General features: G+C 38.6%; 23 protein-coding genes. 18 read left to right on the plus strand and 5 right to left on the minus strand.

Translation table 11 applies throughout. From position 1 onward, the window contains the following. Positions 1 to 1,091 (plus strand): Cna B-type domain-containing protein (locus ACIGHG_RS07425; RefSeq protein ID WP_396547858.1); only part of this gene is annotated, 1,091 nt, incomplete at its 5' end. 182 nt (positions 1,092 to 1,273) lie between these two features. Here the strand turns inward: ACIGHG_RS07425 and ACIGHG_RS07430 are convergent. Next, a complete protein-coding gene (locus tag ACIGHG_RS07430) occupies positions 1,274 to 2,674 on the minus strand; it encodes a M28 family peptidase (RefSeq protein WP_336471867.1) in 1,401 nt (466 codons plus the stop codon). Between the two features lie 289 nt (positions 2,675 to 2,963). Then, positions 2,964 to 3,758 carry a type I methionyl aminopeptidase gene (gene map, locus ACIGHG_RS07435; protein WP_396547860.1) on the minus strand — a complete coding sequence of 265 codons (795 nt, stop codon included), beginning with the start codon at positions 3,756 to 3,758 and terminating at the stop codon, positions 2,964 to 2,966. Between the two features lie 146 nt (positions 3,759 to 3,904). On the opposite strand from map, the gene ACIGHG_RS07440 reads away from it, so the two are divergent. From ACIGHG_RS07440 to ACIGHG_RS07455, 4 genes are read left to right on the plus strand one after another with little or no spacing between them, the layout of a single operon-like run. Beyond that, on the plus strand, positions 3,905 to 4,807 hold the full coding sequence (locus tag ACIGHG_RS07440; RefSeq protein ID WP_396547862.1) for an ABC transporter ATP-binding protein: 903 nt from the start codon (positions 3,905 to 3,907) through the stop codon (positions 4,805 to 4,807). Beyond that, on the plus strand, positions 4,804 to 5,538 hold the full coding sequence (locus ACIGHG_RS07445; protein ID WP_396547864.1) for an ABC transporter permease: 735 nt from the start codon (positions 4,804 to 4,806) through the stop codon (positions 5,536 to 5,538). Before ACIGHG_RS07440 ends, ACIGHG_RS07445 begins: the two co-directional genes overlap by 4 nt. Before the next feature lies 1 nt (position 5,539). Further along, a complete protein-coding gene (locus ACIGHG_RS07450; RefSeq protein ID WP_336471871.1) occupies positions 5,540 to 6,667 on the plus strand; it encodes a sensor histidine kinase in 1,128 nt (375 codons plus the stop codon). Then, positions 6,664 to 7,266, plus strand: coding sequence for a response regulator transcription factor (locus tag ACIGHG_RS07455; RefSeq protein ID WP_090917979.1), 603 nt, complete (start codon positions 6,664 to 6,666; stop codon positions 7,264 to 7,266). The genes ACIGHG_RS07450 and ACIGHG_RS07455 overlap by 4 nt, the downstream gene beginning before the upstream one ends. Positions 7,267 to 7,308: 42 nt before the next feature. Here ACIGHG_RS07455 and ACIGHG_RS07460 read toward each other — a convergent pair whose 3' ends face one another. Further along, positions 7,309 to 9,069 (minus strand): M4 family metallopeptidase, encoded by a 1,761-nt coding sequence (locus ACIGHG_RS07460; protein WP_396547866.1) that lies wholly within the window; start codon positions 9,067 to 9,069, stop codon positions 7,309 to 7,311. 168 nt (positions 9,070 to 9,237) lie between these two features. Between ACIGHG_RS07460 and ACIGHG_RS07465 the strand changes: the two genes are divergently transcribed. Both ACIGHG_RS07465 and ACIGHG_RS07470 read left to right on the plus strand, forming a co-directional pair. Continuing rightward, complete coding sequence (locus ACIGHG_RS07465; protein ID WP_336471873.1) at positions 9,238 to 10,095, plus strand: helix-turn-helix domain-containing protein; 858 nt, start codon at positions 9,238 to 9,240, stop codon at positions 10,093 to 10,095. A gap of 87 nt (positions 10,096 to 10,182) precedes the next feature. Next, complete coding sequence (locus tag ACIGHG_RS07470) at positions 10,183 to 10,329, plus strand: quorum-sensing peptide PapR (RefSeq protein ID WP_336471874.1); 147 nt, start codon at positions 10,183 to 10,185, stop codon at positions 10,327 to 10,329. A gap of 277 nt (positions 10,330 to 10,606) precedes the next feature. Here ACIGHG_RS07470 and cls read toward each other — a convergent pair whose 3' ends face one another. Beyond that, positions 10,607 to 11,800 (minus strand): cardiolipin synthase, encoded by a 1,194-nt coding sequence (gene cls / locus ACIGHG_RS07475; RefSeq protein ID WP_336471875.1) that lies wholly within the window; start codon positions 11,798 to 11,800, stop codon positions 10,607 to 10,609. Between the two features lie 337 nt (positions 11,801 to 12,137). Between cls and ACIGHG_RS07480 the strand changes: the two genes are divergently transcribed. The 8 genes from ACIGHG_RS07480 to pyrG all read left to right on the plus strand — a co-directional run bounded on the left by ACIGHG_RS07480 (position 12,138) and on the right by pyrG (position 22,209). Further along, positions 12,138 to 14,246 carry a (Fe-S)-binding protein gene (locus ACIGHG_RS07480; RefSeq protein ID WP_396547869.1) on the plus strand — a complete coding sequence of 703 codons (2,109 nt, stop codon included), beginning with the start codon at positions 12,138 to 12,140 and terminating at the stop codon, positions 14,244 to 14,246. A gap of 108 nt (positions 14,247 to 14,354) precedes the next feature. After that, entirely contained in the window at positions 14,355 to 15,551 is a 1,197-nt protein-coding gene (locus ACIGHG_RS07485) for an acetyl-CoA C-acetyltransferase (RefSeq protein ID WP_336471877.1), read from the plus strand. A 17-nt stretch (positions 15,552 to 15,568) separates the two neighbouring features. Then, a complete protein-coding gene (locus ACIGHG_RS07490) occupies positions 15,569 to 16,420 on the plus strand; it encodes a 3-hydroxybutyryl-CoA dehydrogenase (protein WP_336471878.1) in 852 nt (283 codons plus the stop codon). A gap of 76 nt (positions 16,421 to 16,496) precedes the next feature. Further along, on the plus strand, positions 16,497 to 17,627 hold the full coding sequence (locus ACIGHG_RS07495) for an acyl-CoA dehydrogenase (protein WP_336471879.1): 1,131 nt from the start codon (positions 16,497 to 16,499) through the stop codon (positions 17,625 to 17,627). A gap of 13 nt (positions 17,628 to 17,640) precedes the next feature. Next, the gene (gene acdA, locus ACIGHG_RS07500) at positions 17,641 to 18,780 is read left to right on the plus strand and encodes an acyl-CoA dehydrogenase AcdA (protein WP_396547872.1); all 1,140 of its coding nucleotides are present in this window, start codon (positions 17,641 to 17,643) and stop codon (positions 18,778 to 18,780) included. A 246-nt stretch (positions 18,781 to 19,026) separates the two neighbouring features. Then, on the plus strand, positions 19,027 to 19,668 hold the full coding sequence (locus tag ACIGHG_RS07505; RefSeq protein WP_336471881.1) for a TetR/AcrR family transcriptional regulator: 642 nt from the start codon (positions 19,027 to 19,029) through the stop codon (positions 19,666 to 19,668). Positions 19,669 to 19,817: 149 nt separating this feature from the next. Next, positions 19,818 to 20,345, plus strand: a complete 528-nt coding sequence (gene rpoE, locus ACIGHG_RS07510) for a DNA-directed RNA polymerase subunit delta (protein WP_396547874.1) — start codon at positions 19,818 to 19,820, stop codon at positions 20,343 to 20,345. 256 nt (positions 20,346 to 20,601) lie between these two features. Next, positions 20,602 to 22,209 carry a CTP synthase gene (gene pyrG, locus ACIGHG_RS07515; protein ID WP_090917957.1) on the plus strand — a complete coding sequence of 536 codons (1,608 nt, stop codon included), beginning with the start codon at positions 20,602 to 20,604 and terminating at the stop codon, positions 22,207 to 22,209. Positions 22,210 to 22,247: 38 nt separating this feature from the next. Here the strand turns inward: pyrG and ACIGHG_RS07520 are convergent, their stop codons facing one another. Beyond that, the gene (locus ACIGHG_RS07520; protein ID WP_396547876.1) at positions 22,248 to 22,775 is read right to left on the minus strand and encodes a DUF2529 domain-containing protein; all 528 of its coding nucleotides are present in this window, start codon (positions 22,773 to 22,775) and stop codon (positions 22,248 to 22,250) included. Between the two features lie 192 nt (positions 22,776 to 22,967). On the opposite strand from ACIGHG_RS07520, the gene ACIGHG_RS07525 reads away from it, so the two are divergent. The 3 genes from ACIGHG_RS07525 to ACIGHG_RS07535 all read left to right on the plus strand — a co-directional run bounded on the left by ACIGHG_RS07525 (position 22,968) and on the right by ACIGHG_RS07535 (position 25,956). Continuing rightward, entirely contained in the window at positions 22,968 to 23,336 is a 369-nt protein-coding gene (locus tag ACIGHG_RS07525; protein ID WP_090917952.1) for a response regulator, read from the plus strand. A gap of 211 nt (positions 23,337 to 23,547) precedes the next feature. Continuing rightward, positions 23,548 to 24,405, plus strand: coding sequence for a class II fructose-bisphosphate aldolase (locus ACIGHG_RS07530; protein WP_336471884.1), 858 nt, complete (start codon positions 23,548 to 23,550; stop codon positions 24,403 to 24,405). Positions 24,406 to 24,666: 261 nt separating this feature from the next. Beyond that, positions 24,667 to 25,956, plus strand: coding sequence for a UDP-N-acetylglucosamine 1-carboxyvinyltransferase (locus ACIGHG_RS07535; RefSeq protein ID WP_090917948.1), 1,290 nt, complete (start codon positions 24,667 to 24,669; stop codon positions 25,954 to 25,956). Positions 25,957 to 26,027 lie beyond the last annotated feature (71 nt).

A 26,027-nucleotide genomic window follows, 5' to 3' on the forward strand; every position in this document is an offset into this window, starting at 1 on the left:
ACAATGCGAATGGAGTAGCATATAAGTATGAAGTGAAAGAACAGCCAGTAGACGGATATCAAACAGAAGTAAAAGGTTATGACATTACAAATACAAAAGTAGGCCAAACAAAAGTAGAAGGAACGAAGACATGGAAAGACGATAACGCGAAAGATCGTCCAAGCACGATCAAGGTAGACTTACTACAAAACGGTAAAGTAGTAGACACGGAAGAAGTAAGTGAAGCAACAAACTGGAAGTATACGTTTGAAAATCTCCAAGCGTATGATGCGAATGGAGTAGCATATAAGTATGAAGTGAAAGAACAGCCAGTAGACGGATATCAAACAGAAGTAAAAGGTTATGACATTACAAATACAAAAGTGGGCCAAACAAAAGTAGAAGGAACGAAGACGTGGAAAGACGATAATGCGAAAGATCGTCCAAGTACAATCAAAGTCGACTTACTACAAAATGGCCAAGTAATCGCAACACAAGAAGTAACAGCCGAAAAAGGTTGGAAATACGAATTTAAAGATTTGGCGGCATACGATGCGAATGGAGTAGCATATAAGTATGAAGTGAAAGAACAACCAGTAGACGGATATCAAACAGAAGTAAAAGGTTATGACATTACAAATACAAAAGTAGGCCAAACGAAAGTAGAAGGAACGAAAACGTGGAAAGACGATAATGCGAAAGATCGTCCAAGCACGATCAAGGTAGACTTACTACAAAACGGTAAAGTGGTGGATACGAAAGAAGTAAGTGAAGCAACAAACTGGAAGTACACGTTTGAAAATCTCCAAGCGTACGATGCAAATGGAGTAGCATACAAGTATGAAGTGAAAGAACAACCAGTAGACGGATATCAAACAGAAGTAAAAGGTTATGATATTACGAATACAAAGATTAAGGAACCGACACCTGAAGTTCCTAACGAAAATACAAATAACGATCCAAAAGTTCCATTTAATAAAGAAAACGATAAGACGACAGTATTACTTCCTAAAACAGGAGGAACACCAGCGGAAATGATTTCAATTGTTGGAGGTATGGTATTGTTCGTTTTAGGTGGAATTCTATTCGCTCGTCAACGAATTAAACAATAAAAAACTTTAGATTATTATTGATATCCCCTTTAGGGAATCATTCAAAAAACTTCACGGAAAGATGAAGGGAAGAATGAAGCTTGAAGGGGATTTTTTGTCTTTTCTTTAGGTGTCGCACTTAATAATACAATTCGCCTCTCAATAAAAAAGCCACCAGTTCTAGATGGTGGCTTTGAGGATAATTAAGCAGCTTTTTGTTCTTTTTGTACAGCAGGTTTTTGAAGAACATTATAGACACCAGTACCAATGACTTCTAACGCCATTTTCATACGTTCTGGTGAAATGTTTTCTAACACATTATCTTGTGGTGTGTGGTATACCTTTTCAATGTGATAGATAAGTGGATCCCAGCTATCTACCCCCATCCAAATAAATAATGCTGAAGGGATGCCAGCGTAAGCAAATGGCACATGGTCACTGGAACCAAATTTTCCTTGAAGAACAAGGTCATTATTTAACTGTTTACTAGCATTTAATGCTGCATCTGTTACAAGATTCGTAGAACCGTCAGGAGTCATTGCATATAAATTTTTTGCTTTATCATAATTTGTAGCAACCATATCAGCATTGAAAACACCTAAAATACGATCACGTTCTTGTTTTGATAAGTTATCAACGTAGTGCTCAGAGCCAAAAAGCCCCATTTCTTCTGAACCGAAAGCAATAAAGCGGATTTCTTTGTCAGTTTCTACATTTTGGAATGTGCGAGCCAATTCTAATAATAATCCAGTTCCAGAAGCATTATCATTTGCCCCGGGTGCCCCGGCAACGCTGTCATAATGAGAACTTACGATGACAGCTTTTTCATTTCCGGCGCTATTTTTCGGTTTCTTTTTTGCGATGACATTTAGAGATTGTAAGTTTGATTCATGTCGTGCCTTTAAAGAAAGAACTGTACTCCCCTTTTTTGCTAATTCTTCTTTGAAGGCATTTCCTTGTGCATAAGCAAGGCCAAATACAGGAATTGATTGTTTTTTTGTTAATCTTGGCTTGAAAGTTTGTCCATAATTGCCACGTCCACCAATTAAACTATACAAGAGAACGCCTTTTGCACCTTTTGCTACAGCATTTTCCACTTGTTTGTTATAGTCTTCTACTGTTTCTCCTTTTTCAAATAATACAATTTTTCCGTTTACTTCATTCGGGATTTCTTCTAGTTTTGTCCCATTTGGAACAAAGATTAGAGGAGCAGTAACAGCTTCAGTTGAAATAAGAGAATTTGGTGCAGCACCTGTTTGCCAATTTCGGGAATGGGATAGTGGAGAATCAATAAATCCCACGTATTGATCTGGTACAGCAAATGGTTGATATTCTACTTCATATCCCATTGCTTTTAATTTCATTCCGACATAACGGGAAGCCCACTGTTCTGCTTGAGTTCCGCCAGGGCGGGGGCCAATTGTTTCAGATAAAAAGCGAACATGTTCAATTGCGCGGTTGGAATCAACTTTTTCAATAATAGGTGAAACTTTTCCATTTTCTGAAGGGGAATCAGCTTTTGCTTGTCCAAGAGGGGCTAATCCGGCAGTGAGTGATATAGCAAGCAAAGAGCTTACTACTTTTTGTTTTAATGATCTCTTCATATTTTCTTCTCCCATTCTTCTATTCTATCTGACTGACAAAAGAAGACGGATAACGACCTTATTCTATCTTTTATTTTTTGTATTTTCAATCAATTGATGTTGAGAAATAAAAACAATAGATATTTTATAGTTTATATATTTTGTTTAAAAAATATATAATATCATCTTAGAGAAAGGTTCGCTTTTTTGTTTGAAGGCCCCTAAATTGTATGTCTAGTGTATTCGAACTTTAGATTATGTAGAGAAAAAGGAATGCATCATTTCTGAGTGCATTCCTTTTATTCGGTATTTATAGCGCTGTTAAAATAATTGGTTCACCGCGGGTTACAACGATTGTATGCTCGCACTGTGCAACAAGGCTGTTATCTGGTGTGACAAATGTCCAGCCATCATCACCGCGTTCAATAATATGATCTGCGCCCATCGATACGAATGGTTCTACTGCTAAGACAAGTCCTTCTTTTAAGAGAGCGTTATCCATTGGATCAAAATAGTTTAAAATGTGATTTGGTGCTTCGTGTAAGCTAAGACCAATGCCATGTCCTGTTAAGTTTTGAATGACCGTATAACCATTTTTACGAGCATCATTGGCAACCGCACGACCAATTTGATTTTGTTTTGCACCAGCTTTTACTTTTTTCATGGCTGCCCAAAATGCACTTTCAACAGCAGCGCAAAGTTTTTCTTTTGCTTCGTCTTGTCCAAGAACAAATGAAATACCTGTATCTGCATAGTAACCATCAAGTGCCGCAGATACGTCGACGTTTACTAAGTCGCCTTCTTTTAGGACACGGTCTCCTGGGATGCCGTGTGCAACTTCTTCATTGACGCTAATGCAAGTTGTCCCTGGAAAATCATATTCTTTTTCAGGTGCAGAAATAGCACCGTGATCATCTAATACTTTCTTACCGATTAAATCAAGCTCTTTTGTTGTCATGCCTGGTTTCGCTTGTTTTTTCATTTCCTCGCGAGCAAGCGCAACGATGCGACCGATTTTTCGTAAGCCTTCTAAATCTTGTTCATTGCGAATAATCATGAAAACCACTGTCCTTCCTCGAATGTACATCTCACATGATTGTATCATGTTTGTTTTTGTCCTGCTACTGACGTGGAAAGTCACTCATTTTAAGATTTCCTGACATTTGTCATATTCATGTCATGACGTCTCATACTGTTTTCCACCTCTTCCAATTTATACAATATAAATATAAGAACGACGGAGGTGGGGAAATGGAACAGATAATTGCAGTAAATGGTGTTTCAAAAACATTTAAACATAAAAAAGCAGTAAATAACGTTTCATTTACAGTAGCGAAAGGAGAAATCGTTGCATTACTTGGACCGAACGGAGCGGGGAAAACGACAACAATTTCGATGATGCTTGGATTAAGGGATCCTTCAGAAGGAAAAGTTTCTATCTTCGGTAAGAGCCCAAAACACCGAGATGTTCGCAATCGCCTTGGAGCAATGCTGCAAGAAGTGAGCGTCATTGATAGTGTGTCAGTAGAAGAAGCAATTGATTTGTTTCGTAGTTATTATACGAATCCAATTGCAAAAGAAACATTACTTAAGTTATCAAATTTAGAATCAGAAAGAAAGCAAAGGTGTGAAAAGCTATCTGGCGGGCAAAAAAGACGTTTAAATTTTGCACTCGCGCTTTCTGGGAATCCCGATTTACTTTTCTTAGATGAACCAACAGTAGGGATGGACATCACGTCTAGAAAAAGCTTTTGGGATACAATTCGAAAATTGGCAGATGAAGGAAAAACAATAATTTTAACAACACATTACTTAGAAGAAGCAGATGCATTAGCAAATCGAATTTTATTATTTGCAAATGGAAAAGTGATTGTTGATGGAACACCAGATGAGATGAAAGCAACAATTTCTCAAAAAACAATATCGTTTTATGTAAAAGAGGAAGTGCCGACGAGTATGCTTCGTAGCCTACCTCATGTTACAAGTGTCCAGTGGCATGAAAAGCGTGTGGTGCTGACAACAGATGATCCAGATGCTACGATACAGGAAATTTTTAACAAAAATTTGCCGGTCATGGATATTGCTGTGGAACGGGGCAGCCTGGATGAAGCTTTTGAACAGTTTGTTGCAAATCAGAAGGAGGGAATTGCATGAGAGCGTTTTGGATGCAATGCAAAATAGAAATATTACGTACGTTTCGCAATAAATTATTTATCTTTTTCTCATTATTAATGCCGGTTATGTTTTATTACATTTTTACAAATGTGGTGCCAGTGCCGCAAAACGGAGATGCATGGAAAGCACACTATTTAATTTCGATGGCTACTTTTAGTATTGTAGGAACAGCACTCTTTAGTTTTGGTGTTCGTCTGTCACAGGAAAAGGGGCAAGGGTGGACACAGCTTTTACAAATTACACCGCTGCCAGAGGGAGTATATTTAGCAGCTAAAATTATTGCTCAAACGGTTGTAAATGCTTTTTCAATCATCGTTATTTTCATCGCGGGTATAGTCATGAATGATGTACAGTTAACAATTGGACAGTGGATTGGCGCTGGATTATGGTTATTGGTTGGTGTTACACCATTTTTAGCACTTGGAACAATTATCGGTGCAATTAAGAAAGCGGATGCGGCTACTGGACTAGCGAATATATTAAATATGTGTTTAGCGATTCTAGGCGGCTTGTGGATGCCGATTGAAATATTTCCAAAGACGTTAAGAAGCATTGGGGAATGGACACCGACATATCATTTTGGAAGTGCAGCTTGGGACATTGTTGCTGGCAAGACAATTGGTTGGGAAAATGCGGCAATTTTGGGAGGTTATTTTATCGCTTTTGTTGTACTATCAATATATATAAGAAAAAGACAGGAAGCGGTATAAAATGATCGAAAAGAAGCAGTTTGAAATTTTTCCAAAACATATGGGATTTTTCCCTTATATATGGCTCGTATATTTGTTTTTTCCTCTTTACTACCTGATGGGGCAATCAGGATGGAAATTGATATTAGGAGGCGGGATGCTTATACTCTTTGTTATTGCATACCGCCAGCTTTATTTTGTGCCAAAGAATTATGTGATGTGGGCCTGTATTCAAATTGTAATTACGTTCTTATTTAGTACGTTTTATAACCCATATATGATTTTCTTTGGGTTTTTTATAGCCAATGCAGTGGGATTTGCACCGACAAAAAAACAATTTCGATTGTTATTTTTCTTTTTGATCGTCATGATTGGTTCTTTTATGTTGGTGAATATGCGCGTGTTTATAAATACGTCTGCCATAACTGCAATCCCGATGTTTATTTTAATGATTGTTACACCATTTGGCATGCGGAATTTTAATCAAAAAAAGATATTAAGGACACAATTAAGTGAAGCAAATGAACAAATTCGCGATCTAGTGAAGCGCGAAGAACGTCAGCGTATTGCAAGAGATTTACACGATACGTTAGGACATACGTTATCGCTTATTACATTAAAAAGTCAGCTTGTTGAGAAGCTGATTGTGAAAAATCCGGAACGCGCTTGTCTAGAGGCAAAGGAAATTACGCAAACATCAAGAACGGCGTTAAAACAATTACGAGAATTAATTTCTGATATGCGGATGATTACTGTCGAAGAAGAGTTAGAGCAAGTGAAGGTAATTCTTCAAGCTGCTAGTATGTCGCTTGAGGTGCACCAGGAGACAAGTACGAATGTATTATCGCCGCTAGAACAAAACATTGTGGGAATGTGTTTACGTGAAGCGGTGACAAATGTGGTTAAGCATAGTAAGGCAACAGAGTGCGTGATTTCGTTACTTGAAGCACAGGGGAAATTGATCGTACAAGTAAAGGATAATGGCATTGGATTACAAAAAAATCACGATGGGAATGGTATTCTTGGCATGAGGGAGCGATTGGCTCTTATTGATGGAGTACTTAAATTAGATGATATTCATAATGGAACGATGTTAACGATACATGTTCCAATTGTTATAAGAACAGGGAAAGAGGGTGTGCGTGCATGATCCGAATCATCATTGCAGAAGATCAGCGTATGCTTCGCGGAGCGTTAGGAGCTTTACTAGATTTAGAGGATGATATTGAAGTTGTTGGGCAAGCGGAAAACGGAGAAGAGGCTTTAAAGCTAATTGAAACATTGCAGCCGGATATTAGTATTATGGACATTGAAATGCCGATTCAAAGCGGGCTGGATGTTGCTGAAACATTACGGAAGCAGCAATCATCGTGCAGAGTTATGATTTTAACAACATTTGCTCGTCCCGGTTATTTTGAGCGCGCAATGAAAGCAAATGTACATGGATATTTATTAAAAGATAGTCCGAGTGAAGATCTTGCAGCGGCAATTCGTAATGTTATGAATGGAAAACGAGAAATTTCTCCTGAGCTTATGTTTGGACTATGGCAAGAACAAAATCCGTTAACAGATCGGGAAAAAGAAGTTCTCCTATTAGCGAAAGAAGGAAAGACGACAAATGAAATCGCAAAAACACTATATCTTTCATCTGGAACCGTTCGAAATTATATTTCGGATGTTTTAACAAAGTTGGATGCAAAAAATCGGATTGAGGCGATTACGATTGCAGAAGAAAAAGGGTGGATATGAAAAAAGATGTTTACCAATGTGAATCGGTAAACATCTTTTTTATTATTTTCTATTTTGTACATCAATCACTTCATTCACTTGTGGTAATGCTTTGTAACCGTGTGCTAGGAATGCTTTGTCTACTTCTGTTGCTACGGCATTACCATATAAGTCTTTTGCAGCTTGTACAATGTGAGAGTGAAGAGATTCGAAATCTTCTGCTGATGTTGCATAGTTTTGCAGGGCACGCATAACGATTTTACTTACTTTATCGTTACCTTGTTTTGCAACTGTTACACCGTTATATGTTTTTCCTTCTACCAATTGATAAAGAACGTGACTAATAATCCCTGAATTTTGATGAGACTCTTGGTTGTTTCCATCATTATAGAAATCTTGTAAGTTTGTATATAGTTTTTTACCATGGTCACCGATTTCGTTTGGAATATCACGAATTGTTGGGCCGTCTAATGTATCACCCATAATCCAGTTTCCTTTGTCTTTCTTTACGTAAAACTCTATTTGTGTTCCCCAGAAGTCCGCAAGCCCTTCATTTAATGCATTTGTTTCATCGTTTGGATATTTTACAACTTTATTTTTAGTTGTTCCGCTAAATACAGCATGTCCAAATTCATGTGCGGTTACATCAATAGCAGATGTTAATTTTCCGTTTAAGCCATCGCCAAACACCATTTGGTTCCAAACTGGATGCCAAAAGGCGTTTTCATAGTTTGTTTTTACACCATCACTTACTTCAGTAGAATCAAATCCATGTACGCTTGCAACAATTTTTGCATCTTTATTATCGTAGCTTTTTAGATTGTGTTTCGTTTTATAATAATCATAAATAACACTCATGTTTTTCATAACACCAACAGCTTCTTTATCGACAAATGTAGTTGATGTACTAGAAACGAGTGTACCAGGATAACCAGCTTGATCATATCCGCCTTGCGAATCTGCATAGTTTGCATCATAAATATAAATACCATTACCACGCATTAAATCAGCTAAATAAAATTTTCCATCAGTTCCTTTTGCGATATTAAATAATGTCTTTTCTAGTAGTGCGTTTACACCAGCTCCGTGTTTTTTTACTGAAGATAACTGCGGAATCCCAGCTTGTGGAACAGGTTGTTTTTCTTTATTTTTTACGATTTTTTCTTGGAATAACATTTCACTATGGATTAAATCAATAATTGCTTGACCGTTAATGATTTGATCGTCATTTTCATATGTAAATGTAATAACATCTGCATATGTGTAGCTGCCGTCTTGTTTTTTATAAATGACAGTTTCACCAGTAAATTCTTTTTCTAACGCATCATTTGGAGTTTGAAGAGCATTTCGTAAGAAAGTTTTCACTTCATTTTTCGACAAAAAATTTGTTATAGTAAGATTAGGTTGTTGTGCTAAATTTTGGGCAACCTTACCGCTGACAGTTGTAATTACTCCATTTTTATCTACTTTTACAATTAAGTCTTGGCCGTATACTTTGTAGCTTTTATAAGTTTGGGTAAGACGTACTTCTGTTTGATTTTCTTTTGTCTCTTTATTTGTCAGTTGGAAATCAACGCTTTTTTCAGTGGTAACTTGTTCTTGTTGTGCTTTTGACCCTTGCACTTCACCTTTTAAGTACTTTTTCGCGATGTTTTCTTTCGTGTCATTTTGAGGTTCTGTTAATTTTCCGATTGTTAGACCGGGCTGAGCAACTTCAACTTTTACTTGGTTATTATTAATTTCTTGAGCATGAATTGCTTCAGTTGATAAAGGACAGAGTAGACCGAAAGTAAGAAGGGCACTAGTCATTTTTTTATAATTCATCTCTAACACTCCTAATCTTGTATTTGTATGAGATAAATTGTAAGAGGAAGTTGCTAAATTTTATATAAATTATGCAATATTTCATATCGAAAATTGTCGAAAGGGCCTTATTGTAGTGGTATGACCACTTAAAAAAATAAACTGCTATAAACGGGATGGTGAGCTAACATGCATGCACAAAAGCTGGGAGCCGAAATTAAAAACATTAGAGTAATGAGAGGTTTGACACAAAAGCAGCTATCTGATAACATATGTCATCAGTCGGAAGTAAGTAGAATAGAATCAGGAGTAGTATATCCAAGCATGGACATACTTCAGGGAATTGCAGCGAAGCTAAAAGTACCTATCATTCATTTTTATGAAGTACTGGCTTATTCTGATATTGAACGAAAAAAACAATTTAAGAGTCATATTAAATCGCTAAGCAAACAAAGGAGATATGAAGAAATTTATAAAAAGGTATGGGATGAATTAAAGAAAGAAGAAGATCATCCAGAGTTTCAACAGTTTCTTCTTTGGTACCATCACTTATCGGCGTATGTGTTGAAAAAAGTGAATTATGAATACTGCATTTTGGAATTAAAAAAATTAATAAATCAGCAATTAGTAGGTATAGATGTATTTCAAAATTTATATATCGAAAATTCAATTGCAAACATTTATGCGGAAAATGGATGTATTCAAAAAAGCATCGAACTTTATCAAAATATTTTAAAACAGTTGGAGTCGTTACATAGTAGCGAGGAATTTGCTATAAAGGTTGGCTATAATTATGCAAAGGCATTGTATTTAGATGAACAGTATGAGAAAGCGCTTAAGCAAGTTGAAAAAGCAATTGAAACATCATGCTGTAATAGTAACATGACACTCATTGGGCAGCTGTTTTATCAAAAAGGAGAATGTCTTGAAAAGCTAGGGCATTCAGAAGATGATATTAGAATTGCTTATGAAAAAGCTCTTTTCTTTTTTGAACTATTAGATTTATGTTCTTACAAAAAGACGCTTTTAAAAAAAATGAATGTTTAAATATGAAAAAAATGGATATGCATAATTACATGTTTTGTGGATAAAATTTCATGTTATATTAAAAGAAAGATATGGAGGGAATGGAATATGAAGAAACTTCTTGTTGGTAGTTTATTGACGTTAGCAATGTTAGCGGGTATTTCATTTGGAACTGCGGTAGTAGATCAAAATCAAGCAGTAACAAATCATAACGAGGTAGTACAATTAGCTTCAGACTTACCATTTGAATATTAAAATAGAAAAAAACAACCGTCTAATTAAGACGGTTGTTTTTTTATGTCTTTTTCTAAATTTGTATTCCCTTTTGTAATAAATTCTATACGTCTTCAGCATAGACTAGTTTACCATTCAAGGGTATTGCTGCTCCGGCGTTTTATTCCCCTAATGGATGAAAGGTCCGCTACTAATTTAAATAGTGTTAAATCTTTTTGCAGGAGAACAGTTCCACAATGCAAGTGCATGTGCGACATAACCAAATCTTATTTGCATAGGTACCCCGCCTTTTCTGTATTTATAGAAAAAAAGAAAATAATGTTCCGATCCATTCCTTTCCTTTGTCAGAAAGGGATAGAGAAGAAACATCATCCATAGAAAGTAAGATGGAAGCTTTTAAGTCTTGCTCAATTTCTTTCTTTACTTGTTCTAAAAACGGTGAGTCATATAATATACAATTGATTTCATGATTAATATATAAGCTTCGCTTATCAAAATTTGCAGTTCCAATATCACAAATACAGCCATCTACCATTACAATTTTTGCGTGAAAAAATCCATCTAGAAATTCATGAATATGACACCCTGCTTTAATAAGCTTCCGACAATATGGAAGTTTTGCTTCACGAACAAATGGATGATCTGCTTTTTTAGGAACGAGTATAATAATACGAACGCCTCTTTTTCGAGCGCGCAGCAATGCGTTCATTAGTTTTTTTCCAGGAATAAAATAGGGCGTACCAATATACAGTTCTTTTGTGGCCTTTTCAATAAGGTCGAGAAATGTTTGTTGTAAATATGCACCGTCAGTTGGTATGAACCGATGAGAAGTTTCTCCTTTTTTTAGTATTGGAAAATAACAATTTTCATGCAATAAGTCTTCATTTGTATCATCGCGCCAATCATGTAGAAACTGCGTTTGTAAATCTTGTACACCTTCTTCAGTAAGGCGTAGATGATAGTCACGCCAAGGCCCTAGTTCTTGGTTGTGCCCTAAATATTCTTCCCCGATGTTGAATCCTCCAATGTACCCAATTTTTCCATCAATAATTGTAATTTTTCTATGATTTCTTTGGTTAACGGAGAAAAAGAGAAATGGAAGGCGAATTTTATGACAAAATGAAAAGTGCACACCGTGTTGTTTTAATTTACAAATCGTTTGTTTTGATAAATGATGGCTGCCGATTCGATCAAGAAGAAGGCGCACTTCAATACCTTGCTCTGCTTTTTCCATTAAAAGCTGTAAAAATGTGTGACTAATTTCATCATTTTTTACGATAAAAAACAAAATATGTACATGGTGTTTAGCGTGTTGTATATCAGTAAATAGTTCCTTATATAATGTTTGACCATATGTATAAAGTTTAAAATTACTATGGCGTACAGGAAAGGAACGCGGTTTAAGATTGTTCAAATGAATTTTTCTTCCATAGATGAAGTCAAAAGTTGCCCACAGTAAGAGAAAGATAAGGACGAGAAATAAAAAGTTCATGTAATCATTCCCCCCTCTATATTCATTTTTATCCTGCTATTCGAAGACAGTAATCCCCAGCCCTGAATATTCAGAGGCTACTGGCATTGGCATGAGCCAAATTGATTCAACTAATCATCAATGGGAATGAAAAAACCCTACTGATGGAAGTGTCGCTTTATAGTTTCACCGAAATAAAAAGCTTTATGAAAAAATATATTGTTGTATAACAAAAAACTGTTGACTGAATGCTCACTCATCATATAATGGGAGTAGGGGTAATAAATTCAGAAAATTATTTATTTTCGAAGATTCGAAAATAAAAATCATACTACATGGAGAGGGGCTGGCAGAAATTATGAATAGCTTATTAATTGTAAATTGGTTGGCGACAATTGCCATCATAGCGTATGCAGCATATTTATTTGTGTATCTTATACGAACACGAATTACCTACATACGATTAGGAAAGAAAGTAGAGTTTGATCGCCGCTTTAAAGAAAGATGGGACTTGATTAAAGGGAATGTCTTCGGACAAAAGAAGCTGCTCAAAGATAAAAAAAGCGGCATCATGCACGTTATGTTTTTTTACGGATTTATTCTTGTCCAGTTTGGAGCAATTGACTTCATATGGAAAGGCTTAGCACCAGGATCACATCTTCCACTTGGACCACTATATTCTGCATTTACATTCTTCCAAGAAATCGTCACACTTATCATTTTAATCGCAGTCTTTTGGGCTTTTTATAGAAGGTATATTGAGAAGCTTGTTCGTTTAAAGAGGAACTTTAAAGCAGGGCTAGTTTTAATTTTTATCGGCGGCTTAATGTTATCTGTTCTCCTTGGTAATGGAATGGGCATCATTTGGCATGGCGAGGAATTATCATGGAGTGAACCGATCGCTTCTGCAATCGCTTACTTATTTTCTGGAATTGGCAAAACAGCTGCAATTACCCTGTTCTATTTTGCGTGGTGGATGCATCTACTTATTTTGTTAACGTTTTTAGTTTACGTTCCACAATCGAAACACGCGCATTTAATTGCAGGACCAGCAAATGTATACTTTAGCCGTTTAACAAACCCAGGGAAATTAGAAAAAATTGATTTTGAAGATGAAACACAAGAAACGTTTGGCGTTGGGAAAATTGAAGACTTCAAACAAACCCAGCTTATTGATTTATATGCATGCGTAGAGTGCGGCCGCTGCACGAATATGTGCCCGGCAACAGGAACTGGTAAGATGCTGTCGCCAATGGATTTAATTTTAAAATTGCGTGACCATTTAACAGATAAAGGTGCAGCAGTAACGTCGCGCGCACCGTGGGTACCAACCGTTGCATTTAACAATACAAAAGGCAACCAATTAGCGATGATGGCAGCTGGAGATGGACAACATGAATCGGCAGCAACGCTCACATACAATCCAAGTTTAATTGGCGATGTCATTACGGAAACGGAAATTTGGGCTTGTACAACGTGCCGTAACTGTGAGGATCAATGTCCGGTTATGAACGAACATGTTGATAAAATTATTGATTTACGTCGCTACCTCGTTTTAACCGAAGGAAAAATGGATCCAGAAGCGCAGCGTGCTCTGACAAATATCGAACGTCAAGGAAACCCTTGGGGATTAAATCGTAAAGAGCGTGAAACGTGGCGTACGATGGAAGAAGAAGTTTCCATTCCAACTGTGAAAGAAAAAACGAAAGCAGGCGAAGAGTTTGAATATTTATTCTGGGTAGGGTCTATGGGATCTTATGACAACCGAAGCCAGAAAATTGCGTTATCATTTGCGAAGTTAATGAATGAAGCTGGTATTTCCTTTGCGATCCTCGGAAATAAAGAGAAAAACTCAGGAGATACACCGCGCCGCCTTGGAAATGAATTTGTTTTCCAAGAGATGGCAAGTAAGAATATTGAAGAGTTCGAGAAAGCGGGCGTGAAGAAGATTGTGACGATCGATCCGCATGCGTATAACACGTTTAAAAATGAGTATCCGGACTTTGGATTACAAGCAGAAGTCTATCATCATACAGAACTGTTAGCACAGTGGGTGAAAGAAGGGCGCTTAAAGCCAGTTCACCGCGTAGAAGAAACGATTACGTATCACGATTCTTGTTATTTAGGACGTTATAACGAAGTATATGAAGCGCCGCGCAATATTTTAAAAGCGATTCCAGGTGTGAAGCTTGTTGAAATGGAACGTAATCGCGAAACAGGAATGTGCTGCGGAGCTGGCGGCGGTCTGATGTGGATGGAAGAGACGGCTGGTTCGCGTATTAACGTGGCCCGTACCGAACAAGCACTTGCTACATCGCCGACGATGATCGGTACGGGCTGTCCGTATTGCTTAACGATGATCAGCGATGGTACGAAGGCGAAAGAAGTAGAAGAGCGCGTGCAAACGCTTGATATAACAGAGATTTTAGAGCGCTCTGTCATCGGACCGAAGAAAGAAGCAATGTAACATATAAGAATCCGTACAACTTTAGATAAAAGGAGGTGCAAACCGTGCACCTCTTTCTCACAACAGCTGCACTGAACGAGCGTTCAATCAACGCCGTAATAAAAAGAAATGGGGGAATATGTTTTGACAAGAACAGTAATTTTAAGTGCTGCAAGAACACCTGTTGGAAAGTTTGGGGGAGCTTTAAAGGATGTAAAGGCAACGGAGCTTGGAGGAATTGCAATTGGAGCGGCATTAGAGCGCGCGAATGTTGCAGCAAGTGATATTGAAGAAGTTGTATTTGGAGCGGTTATTCAAGGAGGACAAGGGCAAATTCCATCTCGCCAGGCAGCTAGAGAGGCAGGGATTCCGTGGGAGACTCGTACAGAAACAGTGAATAAAGTTTGTGCATCCGGACTTCGTGCTGTAACGTTAGCAGATCAAATTATTCGTACTGGCGATCATTCGTTACTTGTAGCAGGCGGCATGGAATCGATGAGCAATAGTCCATATATTTTACGCGGCGCACGCTGGGGATATCGTATGGGGCATAACGAAGTTGTCGACTTAAATGTGGCAGATGGTTTAACGTGCTCATTTACCGGCATGCATATGGGTGTGTACGGCGGCGATGTTGCGAAAGAAGATGGTATTTCCCGTGAAATGCAAGACGAGTGGGCGTACAGAAGTCATATGCGTGCGACTGCAGCGCAAAAGGAAGGCCGCTTTGAAGAAGAAATTGTCCCTGTATCTGTGCCGCAGCGAAAAGGGGAACCGGTAGTCGTAGCGCACGACGAAGCACCGCGCAAAGATACAACACTTGAAAAATTAGCAAAGCTAAAACCTGTATTTGATAAGGATGCAGCGGTTACGGCTGGGAATGCACCAGGTTTAAATGATGGGGCAGCAGCGCTCGTATTAATGAGTGAAGAGCGTGCGAAGGCGGAAGGAAGAAAACCCCTTGCAACGATTTTAGGGCATACAGCAATTGCGGTTGAAGCAAAGGATTTTCCGAGAACACCAGGCTATGCCATTAACGAGTTATTAAAGAAAACAGGCAAGAAAGTGGAAGACATTGATTTATTTGAGATTAATGAAGCGTTTGCTGCTGTAGCAATTGCAAGTGCAAATATTGCAGGCATTGATCCAGAGAAGATTAACGTAAACGGCGGAGCGGTTGCGATGGGGCATCCAATTGGAGCAAGCGGGGCGCGCATTATCGTTACTCTTATTCATGCATTGAAGCAGCGCGGCGGCGGAATCGGAATCGCTTCTATTTGCAGCGGCGGTGGTCAAGGCGACGCAATCATGATTGAGGTTCAGTAAAAAAGGGGGCTATAAACATGACAGTACAAAAGATTGTCGTAATTGGTTCGGGGCAAATGGGTTCTGGAATTGCACAGGTGTGTGCGATGGCAGGGTATGACGTATATATGCAAGATTTAAAACAAGAGCAGTTAGACCGCGGAATTGGGATTATTACAAAAAATTTATCTAGACAAGTTGAGAAGGGCCGCATGAGCGAAGAGGATAAGCAGGCAACGTTAAATCGTCTGACAGCAACGCTTACACTAGATTGTGTAAAAGAAGCAGACCTTGTCATCGAAGCGGCTGTGGAAAGAATGGACATTAAAAAGCAAATTTTTGCGAACTTAGATGAATTAGCACCAGAGCATACGATTTTGGCAACAAATACATCTTCGCTGCCAATTACTGAAATTGCAGCTGTTACAAATCGTCCAGAAAAAGTCATCGGTATGCACTTTATGAATCCAGTTCCGGTTATGAAGCTTGTCGAAATTATTCGCGGCTTAGCAACAGAGGATGCTGTATATGAAACGATTGAGGATATTACAAAAAAAATCGGCAAAGTCCCAGTTGAAGTAAATGACTTCCCAGGGTTTGTTTCTAACCGTATTTTATTGCCAATGATTAATGAGGCAATTTATACGTTATATGAAGGCGTGGCAACGAAAGAAGCAATCGATGAAGTTATGAAGCTTGGGATGAATCATCCGATGGGACCGTTGACACTTGCTGATTTTATCGGTTTAGATACGTGTTTATACATTATGGAAGTACTGCATGAAGGATTGGGAGATAGCAAATATCGACCATGCCCGCTCCTACGTAAATATGTGAACGCAGGCTGGTTGGGACGTAAGACAGGACGCGGTTTTTACGTTTATGAATAATAAACACCTCTTTCGGTGTACTAGTGGTCTTACTAAATCGTTCAATCGCAATAGAAAATAATTTGAGGTGGAGCAGATGAATTTTCAATTTACAGAAGAGCAGCAAATGATGCGGAAAATGGTTCGGGACTTTGCCGGGAAGGAAATTGCTCCCTTTGTTCCTACTATGGAGCAAGGGGTGTTTCCTCGAGAAGTCCTAAAGAAAATGGGTGAGCTTGGACTAATGGGGATACCGATTCCAGCGAAATACGGCGGAGCGGAAATGGATTTTATTTCGTATATTTTAGCCATTCATGAAATTTCAAAAGTAAGCGCTACCGTAGGGGTGATTTTAGCGGTACATACCTCTGTTGGAACGAATCCTATTTTATATTTTGGAACAGAAGAGCAAAAACAAAAATATCTTCCAAAGTTGGCAGCTGGTGAATATTTAGGGGCATTTGCATTAACAGAGCCAAGTGCGGGATCAGATGCTGGGAGTCTGAAATCAAGAGCAGTTAGGCAAGGTGATGAGTACGTTATTAACGGTTCGAAAGTATTTATCACAAACGGCGGCGAGGCAGATACATATATTGTCTTTGCTTCTACGAATCCGGAGGCAGGTACACGCGGGATATCGGCATTTATTGTTGAAAAAAATACACCGGGTTTAATTGTTGGAAAAGATGAACACAAAATGGGGTTATTAGGTTCTCGTACAGTGCAATTAACGTTTGAAGATATGAAAGTTCCTGCGGAGAATTTGCTTGGCGAGGAAGGTCAAGGTTTTAAAGTGGCAATGGCAAATTTAGATGTTGGCCGCATCGGTATCGGGGCGCAGTCACTTGGCATCGCCGAAGCAGCGCTGGAGTGTGCTACTGATTATGCGAAAGAGCGTCATCAATTTGGGAAACCAATTGCCGCGCAGCAAGGATTAGGCTTTAAGCTAGCGGATATGGCAACAGCCGTCGAGGCAGCTCGCCTGCTCGTATACCGCGCTGCATCATTAAGAGCACAAGGTTTACCGTGCGGGAAGGAAGCGTCAATTGCAAAATTATTTGCTTCCAAAACAGCAGTAGAAGTTGCTGTTGAAGGTGTGCAGGTGCTTGGCGGTTATGGCTATACAAAAGATTATCCTGCGGAGCGCTTCTTCCGCGATGCAAAAATATGTGAGATTTATGAAGGAACAAGTGAGATCCAGCGCTTAGTTATTAGTAGAGCGCTTTAAGGGGGAGATAGAGATGCATTTTAAACTATCAGAAGAGCACGAAATGATTCGGAAAATGGTTCGTGATTTTGCGAGAAATGAAGTGGCACCAACGGCAGCGGAGCGCGACGAAGAAGAACGCTTTGACCGCGCCTTGTTTGATCAAATGGCGGAGCTAGGTTTAACTGGTATTCCGTGGCCTGAAGAGTACGGCGGAATTGGAAGCGATTACTTAGCTTATGTGATTGCGGTAGAAGAGCTGTCACGCGTTTGCGCATCTACAGGTGTAACGTTATCAGCGCATACATCGCTTGCAGGATGGCCAATTTTTAAATTTGGTACAGAGGAGCAAAAACAGAAATATTTACGCCCAATGGCAGAAGGAAAGAAAATAGGTGCTTATGGCTTAACGGAGCCGGGTTCTGGCTCTGATGCTGGTGGAATGAAGACGACAGCAAAGCGTGATGGCAATCATTATATTTTAAACGGTTCGAAAATTTTCATTACAAACGGCGGAATTGCGGATATTTATGTTGTATTTGCACTGACAGATCCAGAATCAAAGCAGCGCGGTACAAGTGCATTTATTGTGGAAAGCAATGCGCCGGGATTTTCCGTTGGAAAGAAAGAGAGCAAGCTTGGTATTCGTTCTTCACCGACGACGGAGATTATATTTGAGGACTGCCGCATTCCTGCTGAGAACTTACTTGGCGAGGAAGGGCAAGGATTTAAAATTGCAATGCAAACATTAGATGGTGGCCGTAATGGTATTGCGGCGCAAGCGGTTGGTATCGCACAAGGCGCACTTGATGCTGCTGCTGATTATGCGAAGGAACGCCAGCAATTTGGGAAACCAATTGCCGCGCAACAAGGAATTGGCTTTAAACTAGCGGATATGGCGACTGGAGTAGAGGCGGCGCGCTTGTTAACATATCAAGCGGCTTGGCTTGAATCAGAAGGTTTACCGTATGGAAAAGAATCAGCAATGTCGAAACTATTTGCAGGAGATACAGCAATGAAAGTGACAACAGAGGCTGTGCAAGTATTTGGAGGATACGGTTATACAAAAGATTATCCAGTGGAACGCTTTATGCGCGATGCAAAGATTACGCAAATTTACGAAGGAACGCAAGAAATTCAGCGCCTTGTTATTTCACGTATGTTAACGAAGTAGAAATTATCCCGCTATTCGTGGGCAGTAAGCCCCCACTTCAAGATGCAGAGAAAAGCGTTGTCCAGCTTTGCCTCCGCTTTTCTAAAGAAGCTAGGTGGGGGATAACTGCTGGCATGCGCCCGATTGGGCGGGCTTTCTATCAGTGGGGGATGAAGAACCCCCCACTGATGGAAGTTTCATTTTATGAGAAGCGTAGGGAATCTCCTACGCTTCTTCCTGCAAATTGAGAAAAAAGGAGTGAAGGAGATGGTTAAGCGCAATGTACAAGCATCTGTGAAAGATGAAAGACTTATTGCACTTCGGCGTGAGCAAATGATTAAAGGTGCTGTGCAGCTCTTTAAACAAAAAGGATTTCCTCGTACAACAACAAGAGAAATTGCAAAAGCGGCAGGCTTTAGCATTGGTACGCTCTATGAATATATTAGAACGAAAGATGATGTACTTTATTTAGTGTGCGATAGCATTTATGAACATGTAAAAGAGCGCTTAGAGCAAGTGTTGTGCAGAGAAAAAGGAAATGTTGATAGCTTAAAAGCAGCGATTACAAACTATTTTAAAGTTATGGATGAATTACAAGAAGAGGTTCTTATTATGTATCAAGAAGTTCGTTTTCTACCAAAAGAATCGCTGCCTTACGTATTAGAGAAAGAATTTCAAATGGTGGGGATGTTCGAAGATATTTTGCAGCAATGTGTTCAAAATAAAGTATTTACTTTAACAAAAAAAGAGATTCAACTGCTTGCTCATAATATTTTTATTCAAGGACAAATGTGGGGATTTCGTCGCTGGGCGTTGCAGAAACTTTATACATTGGAAGAGTATACAGAGATGCAAATTCGTTATGTGTTAAATGGTGCTCATATGATTCAAAACGAAAAAGGAAAATAACCTTTAATATGCATAGGGAATCACTTTATGATTCCCTATTTTTTTTGTGGCATATTTGGTGCAGTTTTGTTTATAATGAATAGTATGGATTTTTTTGAACAGGCCTTTATATAATTAGGATATATTTTAAGAAAGGAAGTGTCGCACAAGTGAATTTAAAGCAATTTTCACCAGAAGAGCTAAAAGAATTGTCCATGATCGAAGTTGTACATAGCTTGTTAGAGGAAAAAAAACAAGCAACACCGTTTCATGATCTAGTTCAAGAAATTGCTCAATTACTGGAACTATCTGAAGAACAAGTTGCTGCGAGAATCGCGCAATTTTATACAGATTTAAATATCGATGGGCGCTTTATCAATCTTGGAGAAAATCGTTGGGGGCTACGTGGATGGTACCCATACGAGCAAATTGATGAAGAAATTTTACCTCAGCCGAAGTCTAAGAAGAAACGTAAAGTGGAAGAAGATGAATTAGACGACTACATCGGTGATGATGAAGACTTCGAAGATGATCTTGATGATTTAGAAGAAGATGATGTAGAAGATCTTGATGAACTTCTTGAAGAAGATGATGATCTTGATGATTTAGAAGAAGAAGAAGATGATGATGAAGACTTCGTTGATGAAGACGAATTAGAATATGACGAATCAGAAGAAGAAGAAGAGGAAGAGCTGTAGTTCTTGACTTTTCATTATCGTCCATGTAGAATCATTTTTGGGCTCTTTAAAAAAGACGATAACAACTTTTACGTGTAAATATAAAAGAAAATTGCTCCCTACTTATTACTTTTTGTGATAAAGGGAGCAATTTTCTTTTTTGTTTTTTGTTTAGAAAAACGAAAGAGTCTAACAATAAGATAAGGTAAGTGTTATCTACATCCGTTGTGATTTGCAGCGGTAATTATATAACAGCAAAGTGGAAGGGAGTACATTCATGACTAAGTATATTTTTGTAACAGGCGGTGTAGTATCGTCTCTAGGAAAGGGGATCACAGCAGCATCCCTTGGAAGACTATTAAAAAATCGTGGTTTAAATGTAACAATTCAAAAGTTTGACCCGTATATTAACGTAGACCCAGGGACAATGAGTCCATACCAACATGGTGAGGTATTCGTAACAGACGATGGTGCAGAAACAGATTTAGACCTTGGTCACTATGAGCGTTTCATTGATATTAACTTAAATAAATACAGCAACGTAACAACAGGTAAAATTTACTCTTCTGTTCTTCAAAAAGAGCGCCGTGGTGAATATTTAGGAGGAACAGTTCAAGTTATTCCTCACATTACAAACGAAATTAAAGAGCGCGTATTCCGTGCGGGCCGTGAAACAAATGCGGACGTTGTAATTACAGAAATCGGCGGAACTGTTGGTGACATTGAGTCTTTACCATTCTTAGAAGCAATTCGCCAAATTAAGAGTGATATTGGCCGTGACAATGTAATGTACATCCACTGTACGTTAATTCCGTACTTAAAAGCAGCGGGTGAAATGAAAACAAAACCAACGCAGCACAGTGTTAAAGAACTTCGCAGCTTAGGTATTCAGCCGAACATTATCGTTGTTCGTACAGAACTTCCTGTTTCTCAAGATATGAAAGATAAGCTAGCATTATTCTGCGATATTGATCCAAAAGCAGTAATTGAAGCACTCGATGCAGATACATTATATGCAGTTCCATTATCTCTTCAAGAGCAAAACATGGACCAAATTGTTTGTGATCATTTAAAATTAGACAATCCAGCTGCAGATATGACAGAATGGAATGCGTTAGTTGAAAAAGTACGCAATCTGTCTAAGAAAACAAAAATTGCTCTTGTTGGTAAATATGTAGAGCTTCAAGATGCATACATTTCTGTTGTGGAAGCACTTCGTCATGCAGGTTATAAATTTGATACAGATGTAGAAGTGAAATGGGTAAATGCTGAGCACGTAACAGCAGAAAATGTGAAAGAATTAGTTGGCGATACAGACGGTATTCTTGTACCAGGTGGTTTCGGGGACCGTGGCGTTGAAGGTAAAATCGCTGCAATTCAATATGCACGTGAAAACAAAGTTCCATTCTTAGGAATTTGCTTAGGGATGCAACTTGCATCAATCGAATTTGCACGTAACGTATTAGGATTAGAAGGTGCAAACTCTTCTGAAATTAATCCTGACACGCCTTACGCAATTATCGATTTATTACCAGAACAAAAAGATGTCGAAGATTTAGGTGGTACACTTCGTCTTGGTTTATACCCATGTAAGCTTACACCAGAAACAAATGCTTACAATGCATATAACGAACCGGTTGTATATGAACGTCATCGTCATCGTTATGAGTTCAATAATCAATTCCGTCAAGACATGGAAAATGCAGGGTTCATCTTCTCTGGTACAAGCCCAGATGGTCGTTTAGTAGAAATTATCGAATTAAAAGAACATCCTTGGTTCGTGGCAGCACAGTTCCACCCAGAACTTGTATCTCGTCCAAACCGTCCACAACCGTTGTTCCATGACTTCGTACAAGCTTCTATTATTAATAAAGAAGGTAAGTAATGAGAAAAAGGCGTCCTACTATAGGGCGCCTTTTTCTGTTATTCATATTCATTTATAATGTCATCGATTGTAAATTTTAATCCGTGATATGCAAATAAAGCTGTCATTAAACTTGGAAAGCCATAACGAGAGCCATCATCATCTGGAATTAATGGTTTTACAAGTTTTGTATCGATATGTGCATCGGTGAATTGTTCTAATGACACTTCGCCTTCTTGTTCAGCTGAAATACCAACAATAAAATGACCGTTTTCCTGCAAATGTTTTGCTAGTGAAATAATCTCTTCATCTGTGGAAAAACGGCTAATAAGTAGTACGCGATCGGCAGCGGTTACGTCTGCTTGTTTACCGTCTTCAAATAAACGTTTTGCATTTTGCATAGTCTCTGCTCCGTATAGGGCTTCGTAAATTACACCTTCCATCTCTTTCGTACCGTGCAAATAAATGTACCCATCTCCGACTAATGCTTGTGCAAGTAAACGAGCGCTATCTTCTATATTCATTTCTTCTTTCTGAGCAATTTTTGTGAAATAGCCACCTAACTGAGTGGAAAAAATTTTAAACATGGTGATGCTCCTTTCTAGCATGCTTGCCGGCTTTCATTATAGCTTATTTATTCATAACGGTGCTAGCGCTAGGAAATAGGAAGCGGTAAAATAAGAAAGAATAGGAAGGAATTTGATAAAATGTAGCGAAAATAAATCGAAAGAGATGCGAGAAATATAAATTATGCGTTTATTATAGAAAGGTTGGGGAGCATGGAAGGGAAAATTTTAATCGTTGATGATCAATACGGCATTCGTGTTTTATTACATGAGGTGTTTCAAAAGGAAGGTTACGAAACATTCCAAGCAGCAAACGGTTTTCAAGCCCTTGATATTGTGAAAAAAGATTGTCCGGATTTAGTTATTTTAGATATGAAAATCCCGGGTATGGACGGAATTGAAATTTTAAAACATGTGAAAGAAATTAATCAAGATATTAAAGTGATTTTAATGACGGCTTATGGTGAATTAGATATGATTCAAGAAGCAAAAGAACTCGGTGCGTTAATGCATTTTGCAAAGCCATTTGATATTGATGAAATTCGGGGAGCCGTGCGAAAAGAAATCGCTGTACAAGCATAATCGTGAATTTTTTATTAAAAAGTATGAAAAAAAGCGTTTTCATGAACTGATGAGCAGGTGAATGCGGTTGAGTTTTTGAGTACAAGTTGGTATCCTATGGAGTGTAGAAAAAAGTCCGGTATGTGGTTATACATATTTTCCCTTATCGTGGTCATACTACCACCGATAAGAACTTATCGGATACAAAAAAACGTTTTTAGGAGGATTTACCATGCCTTTAGTTTCCATGAAAGAAATGCTAAACAAAGCGCTAGAAGGACAATACGCAGTTGGTCAATTCAACATGAATAACTTAGAGTGGACACAAGCTATCTTAGCTGCTGCGGAAGAAGAAAAATCTCCTGTAATTTTAGGTGTATCTGAAGGTGCAGCTCGTCATATGACTGGTTTCAAAACAGTTGTAGCTATGGTTAAAGCTTTAATCGAAGAAATGAACATCACTGTTCCTGTTGCGATTCACCTTGATCATGGTTCAAGCTTCGAAAAATGTAAAGAAGCAATTGATGCAGGTTTCACATCTGTAATGATCGATGCTTCTCACCATCCATTTGAAGAAAATATTGAAACTACTAAAAAAGTAGTAGAATATGCACATGCTCGTAACGTATCTGTAGAAGCTGAGCTTGGTACAGTTGGCGGACAAGAAGACGACGTAGTAGCTGAAGGTGTTATCTACGCTGATCCAGAGGAATGTAAGGAACTAGTAGCTGCAACAGGTATTGACTGCCTTGCTCCAGCATTAGGTTCTGTACATGGTCCTTACAAAGGTGAGCCTAACTTAGGATTCAAAGAAATGGAAGAAGTTCGTGACTTAACTGGTGTACCTTTAGTACTTCACGGTGGTACTGGTATCCCAACAGCTGACATCAAAAAAGCTATCTCTTTAGGTACTTCTAAAATCAACGTAAACACAGAAAACCAAATCGAGTTTACAAAAGCGGTTCGTGAAGTATTAAATAAAGACCAAGAAGCTTACGATCCTCGTAAATTTATCGGACCTGGCCGTGAAGCAATTAAAGCGACTGTAATCGGTAAAATCCGTGAGTTTGGTTCTAACGGTCAAGCATAATTCTAAAAATGACTTTAGAAACCGTCTAGCCTTTTAGACGGTTTCGTTTCGTTGTATAATGAAAGCGTGAACATTTTATAGAATAGACAAATTTCTACTTGTTAGGGCATTTAAAGAGAAATATTTTTGTAATTGTGTAAAAATAAAGGAAACAAATAGCATGGACATACTCGCAAGTGTAAAAACGTATCCGAAATAGTGAAATTACCCGTTTAAATAGGGATTAGATCGGGGAATGAATTCACAAGAAGGGGGTTTGAGATGGATAAGTTGCTAATTGAAGGCGGTGTGCCCTTACATGGTTCGATTCGTGTGAGCGGCGCAAAAAATAGTGCTGTCGCGCTTATTCCTGCGACCATTTTAGCAGACACACCAGTTACAATCGGTGGTGTACCTAATATTTCTGATGTGAAAATACTCGGTGATTTATTGGAGGAAATTGGTGGATCTGTCACATATCATCCAGACGAAGAAATGACAATTGATCCTTCGAAAATGGTAGCAATGCCTCTTCCAAATGGAAAGGTAAAAAAATTGCGTGCCTCTTATTATTTAATGGGAGCAATGCTTGGTCGTTTTAAACAAGCAGTAATTGGACTTCCTGGTGGATGTCATTTAGGACCAAGGCCAATTGATCAACATATTAAGGGTTTTGAAGCGCTTGGAGCACAAGTAACTAATGAGCAAGGTGCAATATATTTACGCGCAGATGAACTGCGGGGAGCACGTATTTATTTAGATGTTGTTAGCGTAGGCGCGACAATTAATATTATGCTTGCTGCAGTGCGCGCAAAAGGTAGAACAGTCATTGAAAATGCAGCGAAAGAGCCAGAAATTATTGATGTAGCAACACTTCTTACAAGCATGGGAGCTCGTATTAAAGGGGCAGGAACAGACGTGATTCGTATTGATGGTGTTGAATCGCTTCATGGTTGTTATCATTCTATTATTCCTGATCGCATTGAAGCTGGAACGTATATGATTTTGGGAGCGGCTTCTGGCGGTGAAGTTGTAATTGATAATGTGATTCCGCAGCATTTAGAATCTATAACGGCTAAGCTTCGAGAAATGGGTGTAAGAGTAGAAACACACGATGATCAAATTGTGGTAGATGGGGACCGTCAGCTAAAAATGGTGGATGTAAAAACACTCGTATATCCAGGATTTCCAACTGACTTACAGCAACCGTTTACGACGCTATTAACGAAGGCAAGTGGAACGGCAGTTGTAACGGATACCATTTACGGAGCGCGTTTTAAACATATAGATGAATTAAGAAGAATGAATGCGCAAATTAAAGTAGAAGGTCGTTCTGCTATCGTGACAGGGCCTGTTTTAATGCAAGGAGCTAAAGTAAAAGCGAGTGACTTACGTGCCGGAGCTGCTCTTGTTATTGCAGGTTTAATGGCAGAAGGGGTTACAGAAGTTACGGGATTAGAACATATTGATCGCGGCTATGAAAATTTAGAAGACAAGCTCCGAGGTCTTGGAGCGAAAATTTGGCGTGAAAAAATGACAAGCCAAGAGATTGAACAGATGAAAAATGCCTAAAGAGCTTTGCATAGGTAAAGCGACATAAGGTAAACGGTATTAAATGTTAATTGTGGGAGAAATATTAAGGT

It is taken from the genome of Bacillus sp. NPDC077411, assembly GCF_044543425.1.
Lineage (GTDB): Bacteria > Bacillota > Bacilli > Bacillales > Bacillaceae_G > Bacillus_A > Bacillus_A bruguierae.